This window comes from Thermomonospora sp. CIF 1 (genome assembly GCF_001896795.1).
Lineage (GTDB): Bacteria > Actinomycetota > Actinomycetes > Streptosporangiales > Streptosporangiaceae > Thermomonospora > Thermomonospora curvata.
This window is the reverse complement of record NZ_MOYN02000015.1, coordinates 135,407-153,196: the sequence shown is the minus strand read 5'-3', so window position 1 is coordinate 153,196 and position 17,790 is coordinate 135,407. Positions and strand designations below refer to the sequence as shown.

Annotated in this window: 15 protein-coding genes; 10 read left to right on the top strand and 5 right to left on the bottom strand. The window is 72.6% G+C overall.

Features of this window, described 5'->3' with window-relative positions; translation table 11 throughout:
* The first annotated feature begins 170 nt into the window (after positions 1-170).
* Positions 171-1,073, top strand: coding sequence for a DUF4349 domain-containing protein (locus BUE48_RS08795; protein WP_012852122.1), 903 nt, complete (start codon positions 171-173; stop codon positions 1,071-1,073).
* Positions 1,074-1,076: 3 nt separating this feature from the next.
* Here BUE48_RS08795 and hemE read toward each other — a convergent pair whose 3' ends face one another.
* Entirely contained in the window at positions 1,077-2,141 is a 1,065-nt protein-coding gene (gene hemE, locus BUE48_RS08790; RefSeq protein ID WP_012852121.1) for a uroporphyrinogen decarboxylase, read from the bottom strand.
* A 405-nt stretch (positions 2,142-2,546) separates the two neighbouring features.
* Here hemE and BUE48_RS08785 point away from each other — a divergent pair, with 405 nt between their 5' ends.
* The 7 genes from BUE48_RS08785 to BUE48_RS08755 all read left to right on the top strand — a co-directional run bounded on the left by BUE48_RS08785 (position 2,547) and on the right by BUE48_RS08755 (position 11,708).
* Entirely contained in the window at positions 2,547-3,143 is a 597-nt protein-coding gene (locus BUE48_RS08785) for a DUF3000 domain-containing protein (RefSeq protein WP_041439437.1), read from the top strand.
* Positions 3,144-3,225: 82 nt separating this feature from the next.
* A complete protein-coding gene (locus BUE48_RS08780; protein WP_052305654.1) occupies positions 3,226-4,482 on the top strand; it encodes a ribonuclease D in 1,257 nt (418 codons plus the stop codon).
* Positions 4,483-4,800: 318 nt separating this feature from the next.
* Positions 4,801-5,997 carry a thiolase family protein gene (locus BUE48_RS08775; RefSeq protein WP_286989609.1) on the top strand — a complete coding sequence of 399 codons (1,197 nt, stop codon included), beginning with the start codon at positions 4,801-4,803 and terminating at the stop codon, positions 5,995-5,997.
* Positions 5,994-8,072 carry a 3-hydroxyacyl-CoA dehydrogenase NAD-binding domain-containing protein gene (locus tag BUE48_RS08770; protein ID WP_286989608.1) on the top strand — a complete coding sequence of 693 codons (2,079 nt, stop codon included), beginning with the start codon at positions 5,994-5,996 and terminating at the stop codon, positions 8,070-8,072. The genes BUE48_RS08775 and BUE48_RS08770 overlap by 4 nt, the downstream gene beginning before the upstream one ends.
* Positions 8,073-8,216: 144 nt before the next feature.
* Positions 8,217-9,704 (top strand): amino acid permease, encoded by a 1,488-nt coding sequence (locus tag BUE48_RS08765; RefSeq protein ID WP_012852116.1) that lies wholly within the window; start codon positions 8,217-8,219, stop codon positions 9,702-9,704.
* Between the two features lie 193 nt (positions 9,705-9,897).
* Positions 9,898-11,256 (top strand): FAD-dependent oxidoreductase, encoded by a 1,359-nt coding sequence (locus BUE48_RS08760; protein WP_012852115.1) that lies wholly within the window; start codon positions 9,898-9,900, stop codon positions 11,254-11,256.
* An 86-nt stretch (positions 11,257-11,342) separates the two neighbouring features.
* A complete protein-coding gene (locus tag BUE48_RS08755) occupies positions 11,343-11,708 on the top strand; it encodes a hypothetical protein (protein ID WP_012852114.1) in 366 nt (121 codons plus the stop codon).
* A gap of 140 nt (positions 11,709-11,848) precedes the next feature.
* On the opposite strand, the gene dxs is transcribed toward BUE48_RS08755, so the two are convergent.
* Positions 11,849-13,768: a 1-deoxy-D-xylulose-5-phosphate synthase gene (gene dxs, locus BUE48_RS08750; RefSeq protein WP_012852113.1), complete on the bottom strand. Its 1,920-nt coding sequence runs from the start codon at positions 13,766-13,768 to the stop codon at positions 11,849-11,851.
* 150 nt (positions 13,769-13,918) lie between these two features.
* Here dxs and idi point away from each other — a divergent pair, with 150 nt between their 5' ends.
* Positions 13,919-14,494 (top strand): isopentenyl-diphosphate Delta-isomerase, encoded by a 576-nt coding sequence (idi, locus tag BUE48_RS08745; protein WP_012852112.1) that lies wholly within the window; start codon positions 13,919-13,921, stop codon positions 14,492-14,494.
* A gap of 318 nt (positions 14,495-14,812) precedes the next feature.
* Positions 14,813-15,262: an ASCH domain-containing protein gene (locus tag BUE48_RS08740; RefSeq protein WP_286989607.1), complete on the top strand. Its 450-nt coding sequence runs from the start codon at positions 14,813-14,815 to the stop codon at positions 15,260-15,262.
* 55 nt (positions 15,263-15,317) lie between these two features.
* On the opposite strand, the gene mug is transcribed toward BUE48_RS08740, so the two are convergent.
* The 3 genes from mug to BUE48_RS08725 all read right to left on the bottom strand — a co-directional run bounded on the left by mug (position 15,318) and on the right by BUE48_RS08725 (position 17,668).
* Positions 15,318-15,911 carry a G/U mismatch-specific DNA glycosylase gene (gene mug / locus BUE48_RS08735; protein WP_286989606.1) on the bottom strand — a complete coding sequence of 198 codons (594 nt, stop codon included), beginning with the start codon at positions 15,909-15,911 and terminating at the stop codon, positions 15,318-15,320.
* A 101-nt stretch (positions 15,912-16,012) separates the two neighbouring features.
* Positions 16,013-16,735 (bottom strand): sulfite exporter TauE/SafE family protein, encoded by a 723-nt coding sequence (locus BUE48_RS08730; RefSeq protein ID WP_012852109.1) that lies wholly within the window; start codon positions 16,733-16,735, stop codon positions 16,013-16,015.
* A 54-nt stretch (positions 16,736-16,789) separates the two neighbouring features.
* Positions 16,790-17,668: a DUF192 domain-containing protein gene (locus BUE48_RS08725; protein ID WP_012852108.1), complete on the bottom strand. Its 879-nt coding sequence runs from the start codon at positions 17,666-17,668 to the stop codon at positions 16,790-16,792.
* Positions 17,669-17,790 lie beyond the last annotated feature (122 nt).

Sequence of the window (17,790 nt, the reverse complement as noted above, 5' to 3'; positions counted from 1 at the left end):
CGGTATCTACCTTCCCAGACGACCGCCGACCCCCCTGCCCCACCCACCCCCGGCCGACCGGCGCTCGTGCACGGCCGTGATATGGCCGCACCCGCCCCGTGACCCGATCGCAACCGAAAGGGACGGTCCGTGACACGGCTCACCGCGTCGAATCCACCATGAGACACCAGATGCCACCCAAAACGGTCTGTGCCGCCCTGCTGGCCGCGTTCCTGGCGGGGGGCGTCCTCACCGGCTGCAGCCAGAACACCGGCCATGACGCCGGACCCGCCACGGCCGAGGGCGGCGGGGCGCCCGCGCAGGCGCAGCGCGAGGATTCCCGGGAGCCGGAGCAGGGGGCCGCCGGCGGCGCGGGCCGGCAGGACGGGCAGCAGGTCAAGATCGCCCCTGACGACCGTGCGGTGATCCACGAAGCCGCACTGCGGGTGCAGGTCGACGACGCCGCAGGTCTGGAGCGGGCCGCCGAGCGGGCCAAGCAGATGGTGACGGAGGCCGGCGGCCATGTGCACCGCGAGTCCACCTCGGGCGACGCCCGCCGCGCCGAGCTCACCTTCAAGATCCCCGTCGACCGCTACCCGGCCACGCTGCAGCGGCTGGCCGGCGAGCTGGGCAGGCGGCTGTCGCTGACCCAGCAGGCCGAGGACGTCACCGAAGAGGTCGCCGACGTCGACAGCCGGGTGCGTTCGGCGGAGGCGACGCTGGCGTCCCTGCGCAAGCTGATGCAGCGGGCGAACACCGTCGGCGAGGTGATCTCGGTCGAGCGGGAGATCGCCCAGCGGCAGGCCGATCTGGAGGCGCTGCAGGCCCGGCAAAAGGCGCTGCGGGGCCGCACCGCCCATGCCACCGTGACGCTCACGCTGGTCACCCCGTCTCCCGCGGAGACCGAGAAGAAGACAGGGCCCGGCGGTTTCCTCGGCGGCCTGCGGATGGGGTGGACGGGGCTGGTGACCCTCGCCACCGGGGTGGCGGTGCTGGCCGGTCTGCTGCTGCCGTTCGTACCGGTGATCGCGGTGATCGCCGTGGTGGCGCTGGGGGTGCGCCGCAGGCTGCGGGCCCGCCGCACCGGCGGCTGAGCGCTAGCGGGCGGACGCCTGGTGCACCAGGTCGGCCAGGCGGGCCAGCCGGTCGGGGTCGGTGGACGGCAGCACCCCGTGGCCGAGGTTGAAGATGTGCCCCTCGGCGGTGCGGCCCCGCTGCAGCACGTCCCTGGCCCGTTGTTCGATGACCTCCCAGGGGGCGAACAGGACGGCCGGGTCCAGGTTGCCCTGCAGCGCCTTGCCCGGCCCGACCCGCAGCACCGCCTCATCCAGCGGCACCCGCCAGTCGACGCCGACCACGTCCGCCCCGGCCTCGCCCATCAGGCCCAGCAGCTCGCCGGTGCCCACGCCGAAGTGGATGCGCGGCACGCCCAGCGGCTCGATCGCCTCGAAGATGCGGCGGGTGTAGGGCAGCACCGAGGCGCGGTAGTCCTCCGGGCCGACCGCGCCCACCCACGAGTCGAACAGCTGGATCGCGCTCGCCCCGGCGGCGATCTGCACCTTCAGGAAATCGGCGGTGATGTCGGCCAGGCGTCCCATCAGCTCCGCCCACAGCTCCGGGGCGCCGTACATCATCGCCTTGGTGCGGTCGTGGTTCTTGGACGGGCCGCCTTCGATGAGGTAGGAGGCCAAGGTGAACGGCCCGCCGGCGAACCCGATCAGCGGGGTGTCGCCCAGCTCGCCCACCAGCTCGCCCACCGCCTCGGTCACGTAGGGCACATCGTCGGGGGTCAGGCGGCGCAGCGCGGCGATGCCGGCGCGGTCGCGGATGGGGTCGGCGACCACCGGGCCGACGCCGGGCTTGATGTCCAGCTCGATGCCGATGGCCTTGAGCGGGACCACGATGTCGCTGAAGAAGATCGCCGCGTCCACCGCGTACCGGCGCAGCGGCTGCAGCGTGATCTCCACGATCAGCTCGGGGCGGGCGCAGGCCTCCAGCATCGGCACGCCCTCGCGCACCCGCAGGTACTCCGGCAGGGAACGCCCGGCCTGGCGCATGAACCACACCGGGGTGTAGGGCACCGCCTGGCGGCGGCACGCCTTCACGAAGACGCTCTGGGACGGCCCGGGGCCGGTTGGAAGATCAGCAGTGTCGGCAGCCACGCGTCGATGCTCCCACGTCCCCCGTGCGCTCCGGCACACCGGTGCCGCTTCCGCGGGCACATCTGAACGGAGTTTTGGACACGCCGCAGGAAGTCCCGCATTCCGGCGGCCGCCCGTGGCAGCGTGGGGGCTGGTCAGAAGCCGGAGGAGGTCTTCCTTGTCCAGCACCGCTCCGCCGTGTTTCCGCCACGGTGACGCCCGGCCCTGTGCAGGGTCTTTCCGCCCCGGTCCGGCCCGCGCCGGGCGCGGCGGCGCCGCGGTGCACCCCAAAGGAGCCGCCGCCGGCCTGCATCCCACCCCCACCCACCCCCGGGCCGCCTGACGGCCCCCGAGCCCCGAGACCGTGCGGTGCCTACTTCTCTCGCCCGTCCCGTCGTCCCCGCCGGCGCCGTGGCCGGCCCGGACATGACCCGGGAGACGCCCCCCGACCCGGCCGCCGAGCCGGCCCCCTTCCGGCGGGCCCGTGACACGCTGCGCCGGATCCTGGAGGGCGACCCGCTCCGGCCGGAACTGGAACTGGAGGACATGCCCGCCCCGCAGCGGCTGGCCCCTTATGCCGCGGCGCTGGCCGGCTCGGTCTGCCGGGACGCCGAGGACATCGCCGCCACCGGCCGGCTGATCGTGCTGTACGACCCGGCCGGACGCGACGGCTGGACCGGCGGTTTCCGCATGGTCGCCTATATCCAGGCCGACCTGGAGCCCGACATCGCCGCCGATGAGCTGATCGGCGGGGTGGCCTGGAGCTGGCTGACCGAGGCGCTGGAGCCGGTCGGGTACGCCGACGCCTCCGGGACGGTCACCCGGGCGGTCTCCGAGAGCTTCGGCACCAAGGGCGGCGACCCTTCGGCCACCGAACTGGAGATCCGTGCGTCCTGGTCGCCGACCGGCACGGATCTGACCGGGCATGTGCGGGCCTGGTGCGAGGTGATGTGCATGGCCGCCGGGCTGCCTCCGCTGGGGGTCAGCGCGCTGCCGGATCGGTCCCGTCGTCCAAGGCCGTGAACGACGTACGGTAGGGCTCGTGGGAGTGTCTGAAACCGAAGCCGCCGAACCCGCCGCCGAACCCGCCGCGGAAAACCCCCAGATCGCGGTGGAACGTGAGATCGCCCGACGCGAGGCCATCCGCGCCGACGCGGTGCCGCTGCTGGACCCCCGTGAGGGCATCCCCCCGGTGATCTGCGACGCCGCCGGCCTGGAACGTGTCATCCGGGCGTTTGCGGCCGGGCACGGCCCGGTGGCGGTGGACGCCGAACGGGCCTCCGGCTACCGGTACGGGCAGCGCGCCTATTTGATCCAGCTGCGCCGCCAGGGGGCCGGCACGGCGCTGATCGACCCGATCGCCTGCCCCGACCTGTCGGGACTGGATGCGGCGCTGGCGGATGCGGAGATGGTGCTGCACGCCGCCAACCAGGACCTGCCGTGCCTGGCCGAGGTGGGGCTGCGGCCGCGGCGATTGTTCGACACCGAGCTGGCCGGGCGGCTGCTGGGGCACCCCAAGGTGGGGCTGGGCTCCATGGTGGAGAACGTGCTCGGCTTCGTGCTGGAGAAGGGGCATTCGGCGGTCGACTGGTCGACCCGTCCGCTGCCGGAGGACTGGCTGCGGTATGCGGCGCTGGACGTGGAGCTGCTGATCGAGCTGCGCGACGCCCTCCATGCGGAGCTGGAGCGGGCCGGCAAGCTGCAGTGGGCGCTGGAGGAGTTCGCGGCGATCTTGGCCACTCCGCCCAAGCCGCCGCGGCCCGACCCCTGGCGCCGCACCTCCGGCATGCACCGGGTGCGCACCCGGCGGCAGCTGGCGATCGTCCGCGAGGTGTGGCTGGCCCGGGACCGGCTGGCCCGCGAGCGGGACCTGTCCCCGGGCCGGGTGCTGCCGGATGCGGCGATCGTGCAGCTGGCGCTGGAGGCCCCCCGCACCCCCGCCGAGCTGCTGGCGCTGCCCGCGATGCGCAACCGGGGGGCGCGCCGCCACCAGTCGGTGTGGCTGCGCGCGGTGACCAGGGCGCGCAACCTGCCGGAGGATCAGCTGCCCGTGCCCAGCCAGCCGGGCGAGGGGCCGCCCCCCACGCACCGCTGGGCCGAGCGCGATCCGCAGGCCGCCAAGCGGCTGGCGACCGCCCGCACGGTGGTCGCCGCGCTGGCCGACGAGCACACCATGCCCGCCGAGAACCTGCTGCAGCCCGATGTGGTCCGCCGTCTGGCCTGGTCGCCGCCGGCCGAGCTGTCCCCGGCCACCGTCGGCGGCGCGCTGCGCGCCCTGGGCGCCCGCGACTGGCAGGTCCGCCTGGTGGCCACTCCCCTGGCCAAGGCCTTGATCCGGCTGGAGACCAAGGGCGAACTGTAAGACCGCCGCGCGGTTTCCCCGGCCCCGAAACGGCGATCTCCGTACGGCGCCCGGCCCGTGCCGGGCGCCGTCGCATTGCCGCCGTCCGATTCGTGCGGCTTCGTGCGGCGGGACGAAGAACGAGCTGGGCCTTTGACGGAACGTGACAGATTGATGACGGAATAACTAGTTACTGACGAGTAGCTTTTTGGGTTACTCGCTAGTAGCATCGCGGCCGTGGGCACTCGTGCCCGTCCCGCTCCTGCTCCGACAGACGCCTGGCTTGGCGGGCACGAGGCTCAACGTCACGCAGCCACCGCATCGAAAGAGGGACCACTCGTGCCGCGCACCGCACGTGACGTCGTGTTCATCGACGGCGTCCGCACGCCGTTCGGCAAGGCGGGCGGCCTGTACGCCGAGACCCGCGCCGACGACCTGGTCGTACGCGCCATCCGGGAGCTGCTGCGGCGCAACCCCCAGCTGCCGCCCGAGCGCGTGGACGAGGTCGCCATCGCCGCCACCACCCAGACCGGCGACCAGGGGCTGACCATCGGCCGGTCGGCCGCCGTGCTGGCCGGGCTGCCCAAGAGCGTCCCCGGCTACGCCATCGACCGGATGTGCGCCGGGGCCATGACCGCCGTCACCACCACCGCCTCCGGCATCGCCTTCGGCGCCTACGACGTGGCGATCGCCGGCGGCGTGGAGCACATGGGGCGGCACCCGATGGGCGAGGGCGTCGATCCCAACCCGCGTTTTCTGGCCGAGAAGCTGGTGGACCCGTCCGCGCTGGTGATGGGGTGCACCGCGGAGAACCTGCACGACCGGTTCCCGCAGATCACCAAGGAGCGCGCCGACGCCTACGCGGTGCGCAGCCAGCAGAAGGTCGCCGCCGCGTACGCCGCCGGCAAGATCCAGCCGGACCTGGTGCCCACCGCGATCCGCTCCGCGGAAAAGGGCTGGGGGCTGGCCACCGAGGACGAGCCGCCCCGGCCCACCACCACGATGGCCGACCTGGCAAAGCTGAAGACCCCCTTCCGCCCGCACGGCAAGGTCACCGCCGGGAACGCCGCCGGCATCAACGACGGCGCCACCGCCTGCCTGCTGGCCGCCGAGGACGTCGCCGCCGAGCTGGGCCTCAAGGCCCGGATGCGGCTGGTGGACTACGCCTTCGCCGGGGTGGAGCCGGAGGTCATGGGCCTTGGGCCGGTGCCGGCCACCGAGAAGGTGCTCGCCCGCAACTCGCTGACCATGGACGACATCGGCCTGATCGAGATCAACGAGGCGTTCGCCGTCCAGGTGCTGGCCTTCCTGGAGCACTTCAAGATCGCCGATGACGATCCGCGGGTGAACCCCTGGGGCGGCGCGATCGCGCTCGGCCACCCGCTGGCCTCCTCGGGGGTGCGGCTGATGACCCAGCTGTCGCGGCTGTTCGCCGAGCGGACCGACGTGCGCTACGGGCTGACCACCATGTGCGTCGGCATGGGGATGGGCGGCACCGTGCTGTGGGAGAACCTCGCCTGGGAGGGGGCCAAGTGAGCGACATCAAGGACCTGTTCAAAGACGAGGTCGTCACCAAGGCCCTCGTGCGGGATGTGACGCTGCCGCACGGCGCCGGGACGATGGCGCTGATCACGCTGGACAACGGGCACGACCACACCAAGCCCAACACCTTCGGCCCGGGCGGGCTGAGCGCGCTCAGCGAGGCGCTGGATGCGATCGCGGCCCGCGACGACCTGGCGGCCGTGGGGATCACCGGCAAGCCGTTCATCTTCGCCGTCGGCGCCGACCTCAAGGGCGTCCCCCTGATCACCACGCGCGAGCAGGCCAAGGCCATCGCCGAGCTGGGGCACGCGGTGTTCCGCCGGCTGGGCGAGCTGCCGGTCCCCTCGTTCGCGTTCGTCAACGGCGCGGCGCTGGGCGGCGGCCTGGAGGTGGCGCTGCACTGCACCTACCGGACGATCTCGGCGGGCGTGCCCGCGGTGGCGCTGCCGGAGTGCCTGCTGGGGCTGGTGCCCGGCTGGGGCGGCACCTACCTGCTGCCCAACTTGATCGGGCCGGAGAAGGCGCTGCGGCTGATCGTCGACAACCCGCTGGCCAACAACAAGACGATCAACGGACGGCAGGCCTTCCAGCTGGGCATCGCGGACGCGTTGTTCGAGCCGGCCGACTTCCTGGAGGAGTCGCTGAGCTGGGCCGCCCGGGTGATCAAGGGCGAGGTGCAGGTGCAGCGGCCCGAGATCGACCGGGGCCGGGCCTGGGAGGAGGCGGTGGAGCGGGCCCGCGCGGCGCTGGCCGGCAAGCCGCAGGCCGCCCCGCACCGGGCGCTGGAGCTGGTCGCCGCCGCCCGCACCGCAAGCCGGGACGAGGGCTTCGCCGCCGAGGACGAGGCCCTGGCCGACCTGATCATGAGCGATGAGCTGCGCGCCGGGCTGTACGCCTTCGAGCTGACCCAAAAGCGCGCCAAGCGGCCGGCGGGGGCGCCCGATAAGTCGCTGGCCCGCCCGGTCACCAAGGTCGGCGTGGTGGGCGCCGGGCTGATGGCCGGTCAGCTGGCGCTGCTGTTCGCCCGCCGCCTGCAGGTCCCGGTCGTGATGACCGACCTGGACCAGGAGCGGCTGGACAAGGGCGTGGCCTATGCCCACGGCGAGATCGACAAGCTGCTGGCCAAGGGCCGCATCTCCGCCGATGAGGCCTCCCGGTTCAAGGGGCTGATCACCGGGTCGCTGGACAAGGCCGCCTTCGCCGACGCCGACTTCGTCATCGAGGCGGTCTTCGAGGAGATGGCGGTCAAGCAGAAGGTGTTCGCCGAGGTCGAGGCGGTGGTGTCGGCCGAGTGCGTGCTGGCCACCAACACCTCCTCGCTGTCGGTCACCGAGATGGCCTCCGGGCTGCAGCACCCGGAGCGGGTGGTGGGCTTCCACTTCTTCAACCCGGTCGCGGTGCTGCCGCTGCTGGAGGTGGTGCGGGGCGGCGCCACCGATGAGGCGACGCTGGCCACCGCCTTCGCCGTGGGCAAGCAGTTGAAGAAGTCCTGCGTGCTGGTCAAGGACGCCCCGGCGTTCGTGGTCAACCGGCTGCTGGTGCGGCTGCTGGCGGAGATCATGGCGGCGGTGGACGAGGGCACCCCGATCGAGGTGGCCGAGCGGGCCACCGCGCCGCTGGGCCTGCCGATGACGCCGTTCACGCTGCTGGGGCTGGTCGGCCCGGCGATCGCGCTGCACGTCAACGAGACGCTGCACGCGGCCTTCCCCGACCGCTTCCCGCTGTCGGGCAAGCTGGCCAAGCTGGTGGCCGCCGGCAAGAAGGGGGTCTACCTGCCGGACCTGACGCTGGACCCGGAGGCCGTGGAGATCTTCTCCGGCGGCACCAGCCCCTCCACCGAGGAGCAGGTGCGCGAGCGCGCGCTGCGGGCGCTGGCCCAGGAGATCCGGATCATGCTGGACGAGGGTGTGGTGGCCGAGCCCGCCGACATCGACCTGTGCATGATCCTGGGCGCGGGCTGGCCGTTCCACCTGGGCGGCATCACCCCCTACCTGGACCGGATCGGGGTGTCGCAGCAGGTCACCGGGCGGCGTTTCCTGCCACCGGGAGTGGCCTCGCTGCCCGCCTGAGGGTCGCCCCCTCCCGGGAGCGACCGGCGGCCGCGCGGGCGGGGAAGCCGGAGCCCCCGCCCGCGCGGCGACCGGCCCGCACAGGGGTTTGGATCGGTCCACCGCGGGTGATCCCTAAGGGACGATTCCGCGTTCGCTTGGGGGATGACCGTGGGGCTGCTGCGCACCAAGCCCGTCGAGCGGTCGATCGCCGACACCGAGGAGCCCGGGCACCGGCTGCGCCGCGAGCTGTCGGCCACCGACCTGATCGTCTTCGGGGTGGGGGTCATCATCGGCACCGGCATCTTCGTGCTGACCGGCCGGGTGGCCCGCGACTACGCCGGACCGGCCGTGGCGTTCTCGTTCGTCATCGCCGCGGTGGCCTGCGCGCTGGCCGCCCTGTGCTACGCCGAGTTCGCCTCCACGGTGCCGGTCGCCGGCTCGGCCTACACCTTCTCCTATGCCACCTTCGGGGAGTTCCCGGCCTGGATCATCGGCTGGGACCTGCTGCTGGAGCTGGGACTGGCCGCCGCGGTGGTGGCGGTCGGCTGGTCCGGTTACGCCCAGTCGCTGCTGCAGACCCTGAGCATCGGGCTGCCCGAGGCGCTGGCCGGGGAGAACTCGGTCTTCAACATCCCGGCGGTGCTGGTGGTGCTGCTGGTGACCGGCGTGCTGGTGCTGGGCGTGCGGCTGTCGGCGCGGTTCAACCAGATCGTGGTCGCCATCAAGGTGGCCGTCATCCTGCTGGTCATCTTCCTCGGGCTGTTCTTCGTCAAGGCCGCCAACTACAGGCCGTTCATCCCGCCGCCGGAGAGCAACCCGGCGACCGAGGGGCTGCAGGCGCCGCTGATGCAGGTGCTGTTCGGCATCACCCCGGTCAGCTTCGGCTGGCTGGGGGTCTTCGCGGCGGTGGCGATCGTGTTCTTCGCCTACATCGGCTTCGACATCGTCGCCTCGGCTGCCGAGGAGTCCCGCCGTCCCCAGCGGGACCTGCCGATCGGCATCATCGGCTCGCTGCTGATCTGCACGCTGCTGTACGTGGCGGTCTCGCTGGTGGTGGTCGGCATGCAGAACTACACCCGGCTCAGCCAGGAGGCCCCGCTGGCCGACGCGTTCAAGGCCGTCGGGCAGCCGTGGGTGGCCACCGTCATCAGCGTGGGCGCCATCGCCGGGCTGACCACCGTGGTGCTGATCTTGATGCTGGGGCAGAGCCGGGTGCTGTTCGCCATGAGCCGCGATGGGCTGCTGCCGGACTGGCTGGCCGAGGTCCACCCTCGGTTCGGCACCCCCTACCGCACCACGATCCTGGTGGGGCTGGCCGCGGCGATCCTGGCGGGGTTGATCCCGCTGTCGACGCTGGCCGAGCTGGTCAACATCGGCACGCTGTTCGCCTTCCTGCTGGTGTCGATGGGGGTGCTGGTGCTGCGCCGCACCCGCCCGGACCTGCCGCGCGCCTTCCGCACCCCGCTGGTGCCCGTGGTGCCGATCCTGTCGGCGCTGACCTGCCTGTTCGTGATGCTGAACCTGCCGGTGGAGACCTGGCTGCGGTTCGGGGTGTGGATGGCGCTGGGCGCGATGCTCTACTTCGCCTACGGCTACCGGCACAGCCGGCTGGGCCGCCGCGAGCGAGCCGCCTCCGCTTCCACAAGGTGAGACGGCGCTTGTGCCGTCCGCCACGAAATCCCCGTCCCGCGCGGCGGGGACGCAAGGGTGCGCCCCTGGGTGCTGATCCACAAAACCGCTGCTGTGCGTACTGGGCGTTATCAGGACCCTCCCAACTCTCTCTAATAGAGAGAAGTCAAAGTGATACTGGACACGGTGTCCTTTCAGGTGCGAGGTAGGCACAATGACGCCCATGGCTGACATGCGGGTGGCGGTGATCGGATCCGGGCCGGCCGGTTTGTACGCGGCCGAGGCGCTGGTCAAGCAGAGCGACGGCGACGTTCAGGTCGACGTGCTGGACCGGCTGCCGACGCCCTATGGGCTCGTCCGGTACGGGGTGGCGCCCGATCACAAGTCGATCAAGTCGATCGCCCGGTATCTGCAGCGGGTGCTGGAACACCCGGCGGTGCGGTTCCTCGGCTGCGTGGAACTGGGCCGGGACGTGACCCGCCGGGAACTGCTGGAGTGCTACGACGCGGTCATCTACTGCACCGGCGCGATGGTGGACCGGCAGCTGGGCGTACCGGGCGAGGACCTGCCGGGCAGCGTGGCCGCCACCGACTTCGTCAACTGGTACTGCGGCCACCCCGACGCCGCCGACCACGTCTTCGACCTGTCGGTGGAGGAGGTCGCGGTCATCGGCGTGGGCAACGTCGCGGTGGACGTGGTGCGCATCCTGGCCAAGACCGCCGATGAGCTGCGCGAGACCGACATCCCCCAGCACGTCATCGAGGCGCTGGCCACCAGCAAGGTGCGGCGCATCCACCTGATCGGACGGCGCGGGCCCGCGCAGGCCAAGTTCACCACCAAGGAGGCCCGCGAGCTCGGCGAGCTGGACAACGCCGAGATCCACGTCCGGCCCGAGGACCTGGAGCTGGACGCCGCCTCCGCCGAGCTGGCCGCCTCCGACCGGCGGGTGGGCGGCAACCTGAAGGTGCTGCGCGGCTGGACCCGGCCGCCGGAGGGGGTCAAGCCGCGGCTGATCGACGTGCGGTTCTGGCTCGCCCCCACCGAGATCCTGGGCACCGAGCGCGTGGAAGGGCTGCGGCTGGAGCGCACCGCGCTGGACGACAACGGGCGGGTGCGCGGCACCGGGACGTTCGAGACGCTGCCGGTCGGCATGGTGGTCCGCTCGGTCGGCTACAAGAGCGTCCCGCTGGAGGGCGTGCCGTTCGACGAGCGCGCCTACGTCATCCCCAACGAGGGCGGACGCGTCATCGACGCCTCCGGGGCGCACCTGCCGGGCGAGTACGTGGCCGGCTGGATCAAGCGGGGCCCCACCGGCGTGGTGGGCACCAACAAGTCCGACGCCGCCGAGACCGTCGCGAACCTGCTGGCCGACCTGGCCGGCGCCGGCGACCGGCCCCGCCCGCAGCGGCGGATCGAGGAGCTGCTGGAGGCCCGGGGCTGCCGGGCGGTCACCTACGACCAGTGGCTGAAGCTGGACGCCGCCGAGATCGAGCTGGCCCGTTCGCTGGGCCGCGGCGAGCGGGTCAAGCTGGGACGCTGGGAGGACATGCGGGCCGCCTGCCACGGAGGCTGATCCGGCGCCCAGCACGGCGCGCACCGCGCTGGAGACCACCACAGGGGTAGTGACAGAGCTCACAACTGGGCAGTAACGTGCGCTCTGTGATCGGTGGTCTTGAGCTTCACGGTTTTCCTCCGCCAGAGCTGCTGCCGGACCTGCGCTGGCTCGGCCCCGACTACGTGTCCTTGCTGGTCTCAGACCTGACGCGGGGCCTGCTGCGCCAAGATCCGGGCACGCGAGTGATGGGCGTGCGCTGCGAGGCCCGGCCCGAACTGTGGGACACCCGAGACTCCACAGGCGCGATCCGGGCCCGCAACGCCGCCTTCCCCCTGCAGGTGTTCGTCCAAGACGGCACCGGACGGCCGTGGATGCTGCGCGGCCGCTGGAGCTATGTCGGACGGGAGCTGGGCACCCGGGAGGCGTGCATCGACCATTACTGGCACCTGGAGACCTCCCAGGGCGTCTGAGCGCCGCATGAACAGGGCGGCGGGCCCTCCTGCGGTGCGGCACTCGCGCCTGCCGGTGAACGCCGCGCCGGGCGGGAGGCAGAGCCGCTCGGCCCTGCCTCCCGCCCGGCCTGGAAGATCACACGCGGACGGCGTGCCGGTCAGTCCCGGGAGGTGTGGACGTGCTCGGCCGTGGTGGGCTCGCCGGTCCCGGCCACGGCCTCGGTGATGTCGCGGGCCAGGGCCTGGGGGGTGAGCCCGAAGTCGGCCAGCAGCTCGGCCCGGGAGGCGTGCTCGGGGAACTCCTGCGGGATGCCGAAGGTGCGGACCGGCACGTCCACCCGGTTGTCGCGCAGCAGCCGGGCGACCGCATCGCCCACCGCGCCGACCCGGCCGTTGTCCTCCACGACCGCGACCATGGTGTGCCGGCCGGCCTCGGCCGGCAGCGCCGCGTCCAGCGGCTTGACCCAGCGGGGGTCCAGCACGGTGACGCCGATGCCCTGGGCGGCCAGCCGGTCGGCGACCTCCAGCGCGGTGGCGGCCATGGGCCCCACGGCCACCAGCAGCACCCGGGCGCCATTGCTGCCGGAGTGGCGGGCCAGCACGTCCATGGCGCCGACGCGGTCGATCGCCTCGACGTCTGGGGCGACCGCTCCCTTGGGGAAGCGCAGCGCGGTCGGGCCGTCGCAGACCGCCAGGCACTCGCGCAGCAGCTCGCGCAGCCGGGCGCCGTCGCGCGGCACCGCGATCCGCAGCCCCGGCACCAGCTGCAGGATCGACAGGTCCCACATGCCGTTGTGGCTGGGGCCGTCGTCGCCGGTCACCCCGGCACGGTCCAAAACGAACGTGACCGGCTGGCGGTGCAGCGCCACGTCCATCAGCACCTGGTCGAAGGCCCGGTTGAGGAAGGTGGCGTAGACGGCCACCACCGGGTGCAGCCCGCCCATCGCCAGCCCGGCCGCGGACGTCACCGCGTGCTGCTCGGCGATGCCCACATCGAAGATCCGGTCCGGGTAGGCCTCGGCGAAGGCGCCCAGCCCCACCGGGTGCAGCATGGCGGCGGTGATGGCGACCACGTCGGAGCGCTCGGCGCCGATCTGCACCATCTCCTGGCCGAACACCTTGGTCCAGCTGGGACCGCCGCCCTTGGCGACCGACCGGCCGGTGGCCGGGTCGAAGGCGCCGCCGCCGTGCATGCAGTCCTCTTCGTTGTTCTCGGCGGGGGCGTAGCCGTAGCCCTTGCGGGTGATGCAGTGGACGATCACCGGGCCGCCGAAGCCGCGGGCGCGGCGCAGCGCGTGCTCGACCGCCTCGATGTCGTGGCCGTCGATGGGGCCGACGTACTTGAGGCCGAGGTCTTCGAACATCGCCTGCGGCTGCAGCACGTCTTTCAGGCCCTTCTTGACGCCGTGCAGGGCCTCGTAGGCGACCGGGCCGACCACCGGGGCGCGCGGCACCGTCTTTTTGATCATGTCGAGGGCGCGCTCGTAGCCGCGGGTGACGCGCAGGTCGGCCAGGTGGCGGGCCAGCCCGCCGATGGTCGGCGCATAGGAGCGGCCGTTGTCGTTGACCACGATGATCACCGGCAGGTCGGCGCCGGCGATGTTGTTCATCGCCTCCCAGCACATCCCGCCGGTCAGCGCCCCGTCGCCGACCACCGCGACCACGGCCCGGTCGTGCTCGCCGCGCAGCGCGAACGCCTTGGCCAGCCCGTCGGCGTACGACAGAGCGGTGGAGGCGTGCGAGTTCTCGATGATGTCGTGCTCGGACTCGGCCTGGCTGGGGTAGCCCGACAGCCCGCCGCGCTTGCGCAGCCGGGAGAAGTCCTTGCGGCCGGTCAGCAGCTTGTGCACATAGGCCTGGTGGCCGGTGTCGAACAGGATCTTGTCGCGGGGTGAGTCGAAGACCCGGTGCAGCGCGATGGTCAGCTCCACCGCGCCCAGGTTGGGCCCCAGGTGCCCGCCGGTCTTGGACACCGCGTCGACCAGGAAGTCCCGGATCTCCACGGCCAGGTGGGACAGCTCCGCCCGATCCAGCCGCTTGAGATCGTCGGGACCGTCGATCGACTCCAGAACGCTCACACCGTCCTCCTCGCCCTCATCCCCCCACAGGCCCCGAATCGCCTGACGCCCCGAGTTTAGTCACGGATCCGCCGATCCATCGGCCAAGCGGTCTGGAACGATCTTCTTCGGACAACGCGTCGCATCACCCGGACGAAGGGCACCGCGTTCATGGGCATTGAGGAGATCGTGCTGCTCAATCCGGCGGGCGAGGCGATCGGCACCGCGCCGAAAGCCGCCAGCCACCATCGGAACACCCCCTACCATCTCGCTTTTTCCTGCTATGTGACGGACGGGGAGGGACGGGTGCTCATCACCCGGCGGGCGCTGGACAAGGCGACCTTCCCCGGGGTGTGGACCAACACCTGCTGCGGGCACCCGGCTCCCGGCGAGAGCCTGCGGCAGGCGGTCGCGCGGCGGCTGGAGACCGAGCTGGGGCTGACGGCGGAGGACCTGACGCTGGTGCTGCCGGAGTTCGACTACCGCGCCACCGCGCCCGACGGGACGGTGGAGCACGAGCGGTGCCCGGTGGTGCGCGCCCGCTGGAGCGGCCGCCGGCTCCGGCCCAACCCCGCGGAAGTGGCCGACGCCCGCTGGCAGACCTGGGCGGAGTGCCTGGAGCTGGCCGGGGCGCCCGAGGCGTCGCCGTGGTTTCGGATGCAGATGGCCCAGCTCGCCCCGCTCGGCTCGCCCGAGCAGTGGCCCGGCGCCGATCCCTCCCGGCTGCCGCCGGCGCTGAGCTGGTGAGGCCCCGGCCGCCGCGGGCGGGATTCCCGCCCGCGGCGGCGGCCATTACCCCGCGAACGGAACGGTCTTCACCCGTCCGGTCAAGTGACCGGGTGTTCATGGTTGTCTCACCGATGAAGATGTGAGAAATCACCTTCCACGGTCGGCGGCGGGGCCGATTCGCCATGGTCAGGGCGGGGTTCCGGCTTGCCCGGCGGCCATGTTCGCCTGGCGTCCGTCTGGCGGATACGGCCTTGAGATAGATAATTCACTACAAATCGGACGGCTGATCAGCGTCGTCCGGTAAGGGGCCATGAAGCGAGCACGGGAGGTACCCGCGTGCAGGCGATCAGCGTTCGGCAACCGTGGGCCTTCGCCATCGCACGAGGCGGCAAGACCGTCTACAACCACGCACTGCCGACCGCCTATCGCGGTCCGCTGCTCATCCACGCCTCCATGCGCGTGGACCTGGCCTCCTGTGACTCGCCGCTGATCCGCTCGGCGGGCTGGGACCCCAGCGACCCGCTGGCCACCCTCGGCGCGGTGATCGCGCTGGCCGAGCTGACGGACGTGTGCACGGCGGCGGTCCACGGGGAGCGCTGTGAGTGCGGCCCGTGGGCCGAGCCGCAGCGCTACCACTGGCGGCTGGCCGACGTGCGGCCGCTGCCCCGCCCGATCGTGGCGCTGGGCCGGGTGGACCCGTGGATCCCGCCGCCCTCCCTGGTCAGCGAGGTCCACGCCATGCTCGCCACCGCGGCCAAGCCGGCCACCCTCGATGCGGGCCGCTAGCCCTCCACGCCGTCTTCGGCCGCCGCAGCCGGGCGGACTCTGCGGCCATGCGCTTTCAGCGTCCGGCCGATGTTCGGCCCGCCCGGTCGTCCTCGGCGTCCGCCGCCTCGCGCAGCCGGGTGAACTCGGCCACCATGCGCTCCAGGGTCCAGCCCGCGTTGAGGCCGCTGGGGTTGGGCAGCACCCACACCTTGGCCGGTCCCAGGGGCTCAGGCTGCGGCCCGATTCGGGCCTTGGGCCTGCCGAAGGCCGTCCGGTAGGCGGTCACCCCGGCCACCGCCAGGTAGCGCGGCCGGTGCCGTTCGACCAGGGCGGTCAGGCGCCGGCCGCCCTCGCGCAGCTCCTGCGGGGTCAGCTCATCGGCCCGGGCCGTGGTGCGGGCCACCAGGTTGGTGATCCCCAGCCCATGCGACAGCAGCTCAGTCTGCTCGGCGGGGGTCAGCAGCCGGTCGGTGAACCCGGAGCGATGCAGCGCGGGCCAGAACCGGTTGCCGGGGCCCGCGAAGTGGTGCCCGCTCGCCCCTGAATACAGCCCGGGGTTGATCCCGCAGAACAGCACCCGCAGCCGCGTCCCGTCCGCCGGCAGCACGTCCTGGATCACCCGGCTGCGGGCCGCCTCCAGCTCGGCCCTCGTCGGCCTCTTCGCCACCGTCACGCTCCGTCGCACACGCCGACGCCCCGGCCGGACGGGCCGGGGCCACCGGAGGGGTCAGGGTAACGCGATGATCCGCCTTCCGCACCGGCGGCCGGTCACAGCAGGCTGCGCACGATCAGCGTCATCGCCGAGACGCCCACCACGATGAGGACGGCGCGGCGCATGCGGCCGGCGTCCAGGTAGCGGCGCAGCGGGCCGGACAGCCAGAACCCGGCCGCCACGAACGGGGTCAGCGCCAGCCCCGCGGTCACCTGCACCGGCGGCAGCTCCCCCATGGCGGCCAGGGTCAGCACCGACAGCAGGGCGCCGACGACGAAGAACGCCGCCAGCGTGGCCCGCACCCGCGGGCCGCTCTCCCGCTGGTACAGCAGTGCGATCGGCGGGCCGCCGATCGCGGTGGCGGTCCCGGTGGCGCCCGCCACCAGCCCCGCGGCGGTGAGCGTGAGGGGGTTGCGCGGCACCCGGGCCGACCAGGCGGTGGCCGCCAGCGCCGCCAGCACGACCAGGCCCACCACGGCGCCCAGCACCCGGGTGGAGAGCGCGGCCACCACCCACACGCCCAGGGGCGTTCCGGCCACCCGGCCGAAGAAGGCCCACCGCAGCCCGCTCAGGTCGGCGTGCCGCAGCTCCCGCCTCAAGGTCAGCAGCGGCAGCACGGTGGCGGCGACCAGCATCGAGCCCGGCATGAGGGACGGGAACAGCAGGGTCACGATCGGCGCGGCGACCAGGCCCAGCCCGAGCCCCACGCTGCCCTGGACGATCGCCCCGGCCAGCGCGGCCACCCCGCCGATCAGCAGAAATTCCGGATCCGGCAGCACGTGGTGGAACGTTACATCCCGCCGTTTCCAGGCACCGCCGCGGGCATGGGCCTGTCAGTGGACGGTGAGCGACGCACCCGGCGCCGGGTAGGGCAGGTAGCCGCTGGGCGCTTCGATCACGTACGAGAAACCCACCCACGGGGAGTAGCGCGGGCAGACCGCCGGGGGCTGAGCGCAGGGCCAGCCGGTGAAGCCCATCAGGAAACGGCCGCTCGCATCGAAGAAGAGCACGTCGGTGACGAAGCGGTAGCCGCTCAGCGAGTGGGCGCCGGCCTGCGGCGACGGGTAGCGGTAGAGCATCCCGGACCGATCGCCGAGGTCGGCCGGGCTCCACTCCCGCATGCCGAGCGCCATCTGCTCGGGCCTGTCGACGAGCGCAAGGCGGTGGCGGCGGCCCATCAGCCCGACCTCGACGGTGGGCAGCGCGCTCGGATCCAGCCGCTGCCCGGCCTGCGGCCGCCGCGGTGCCCAGCCGGCGGGCGGAGGGCCGGGCCGAGCCCCCCGGCGGGCCACGACGGCGCCCCGGCACTCGCTGTGCGCTCGGGAGGGATCGACGACCCGCACCGTCGTGGCCTCCCGGGGCACCACCACCCGGATGACGCCGGAGGAGATGGAGGTGATCGAAGGGCCGTCCACGCACACCGTCATCGATCCACGGCGTTTGATCTTGAACCTGTCCTCCATAGCCTCGCCCTGCCGGGCGATGGTCACGATCGTCTCGTCCTTGTCCGGCTCTTTCAGGGCCGTCTCGACGCCCACCCTGCCGAAGGGGGTGGTGATGCCGCGGCCGAGCTGGACGCCGAACTCGCCGGTGGAGGAGAGGGTGAACACGATCGGCAGCAGCGGAGGCTGGTAGGCGACTCCCCCGGTGAGATCACACCCGCAGAGGGCGAAAAGCCCGGCCAGGACGGCCGCGGCGCGCACAGGTCTCACGTCACCGGCTCCCGTCGGGGGTGCTGCCGGCGCCTTTCCCAAGGCGCCGGGTTGCGCCCATCGTGGCCGGAAAACAGACGGGTCGTTCCCCTCAGGCGAGGGAAACGACCCGTTCAGCCGGC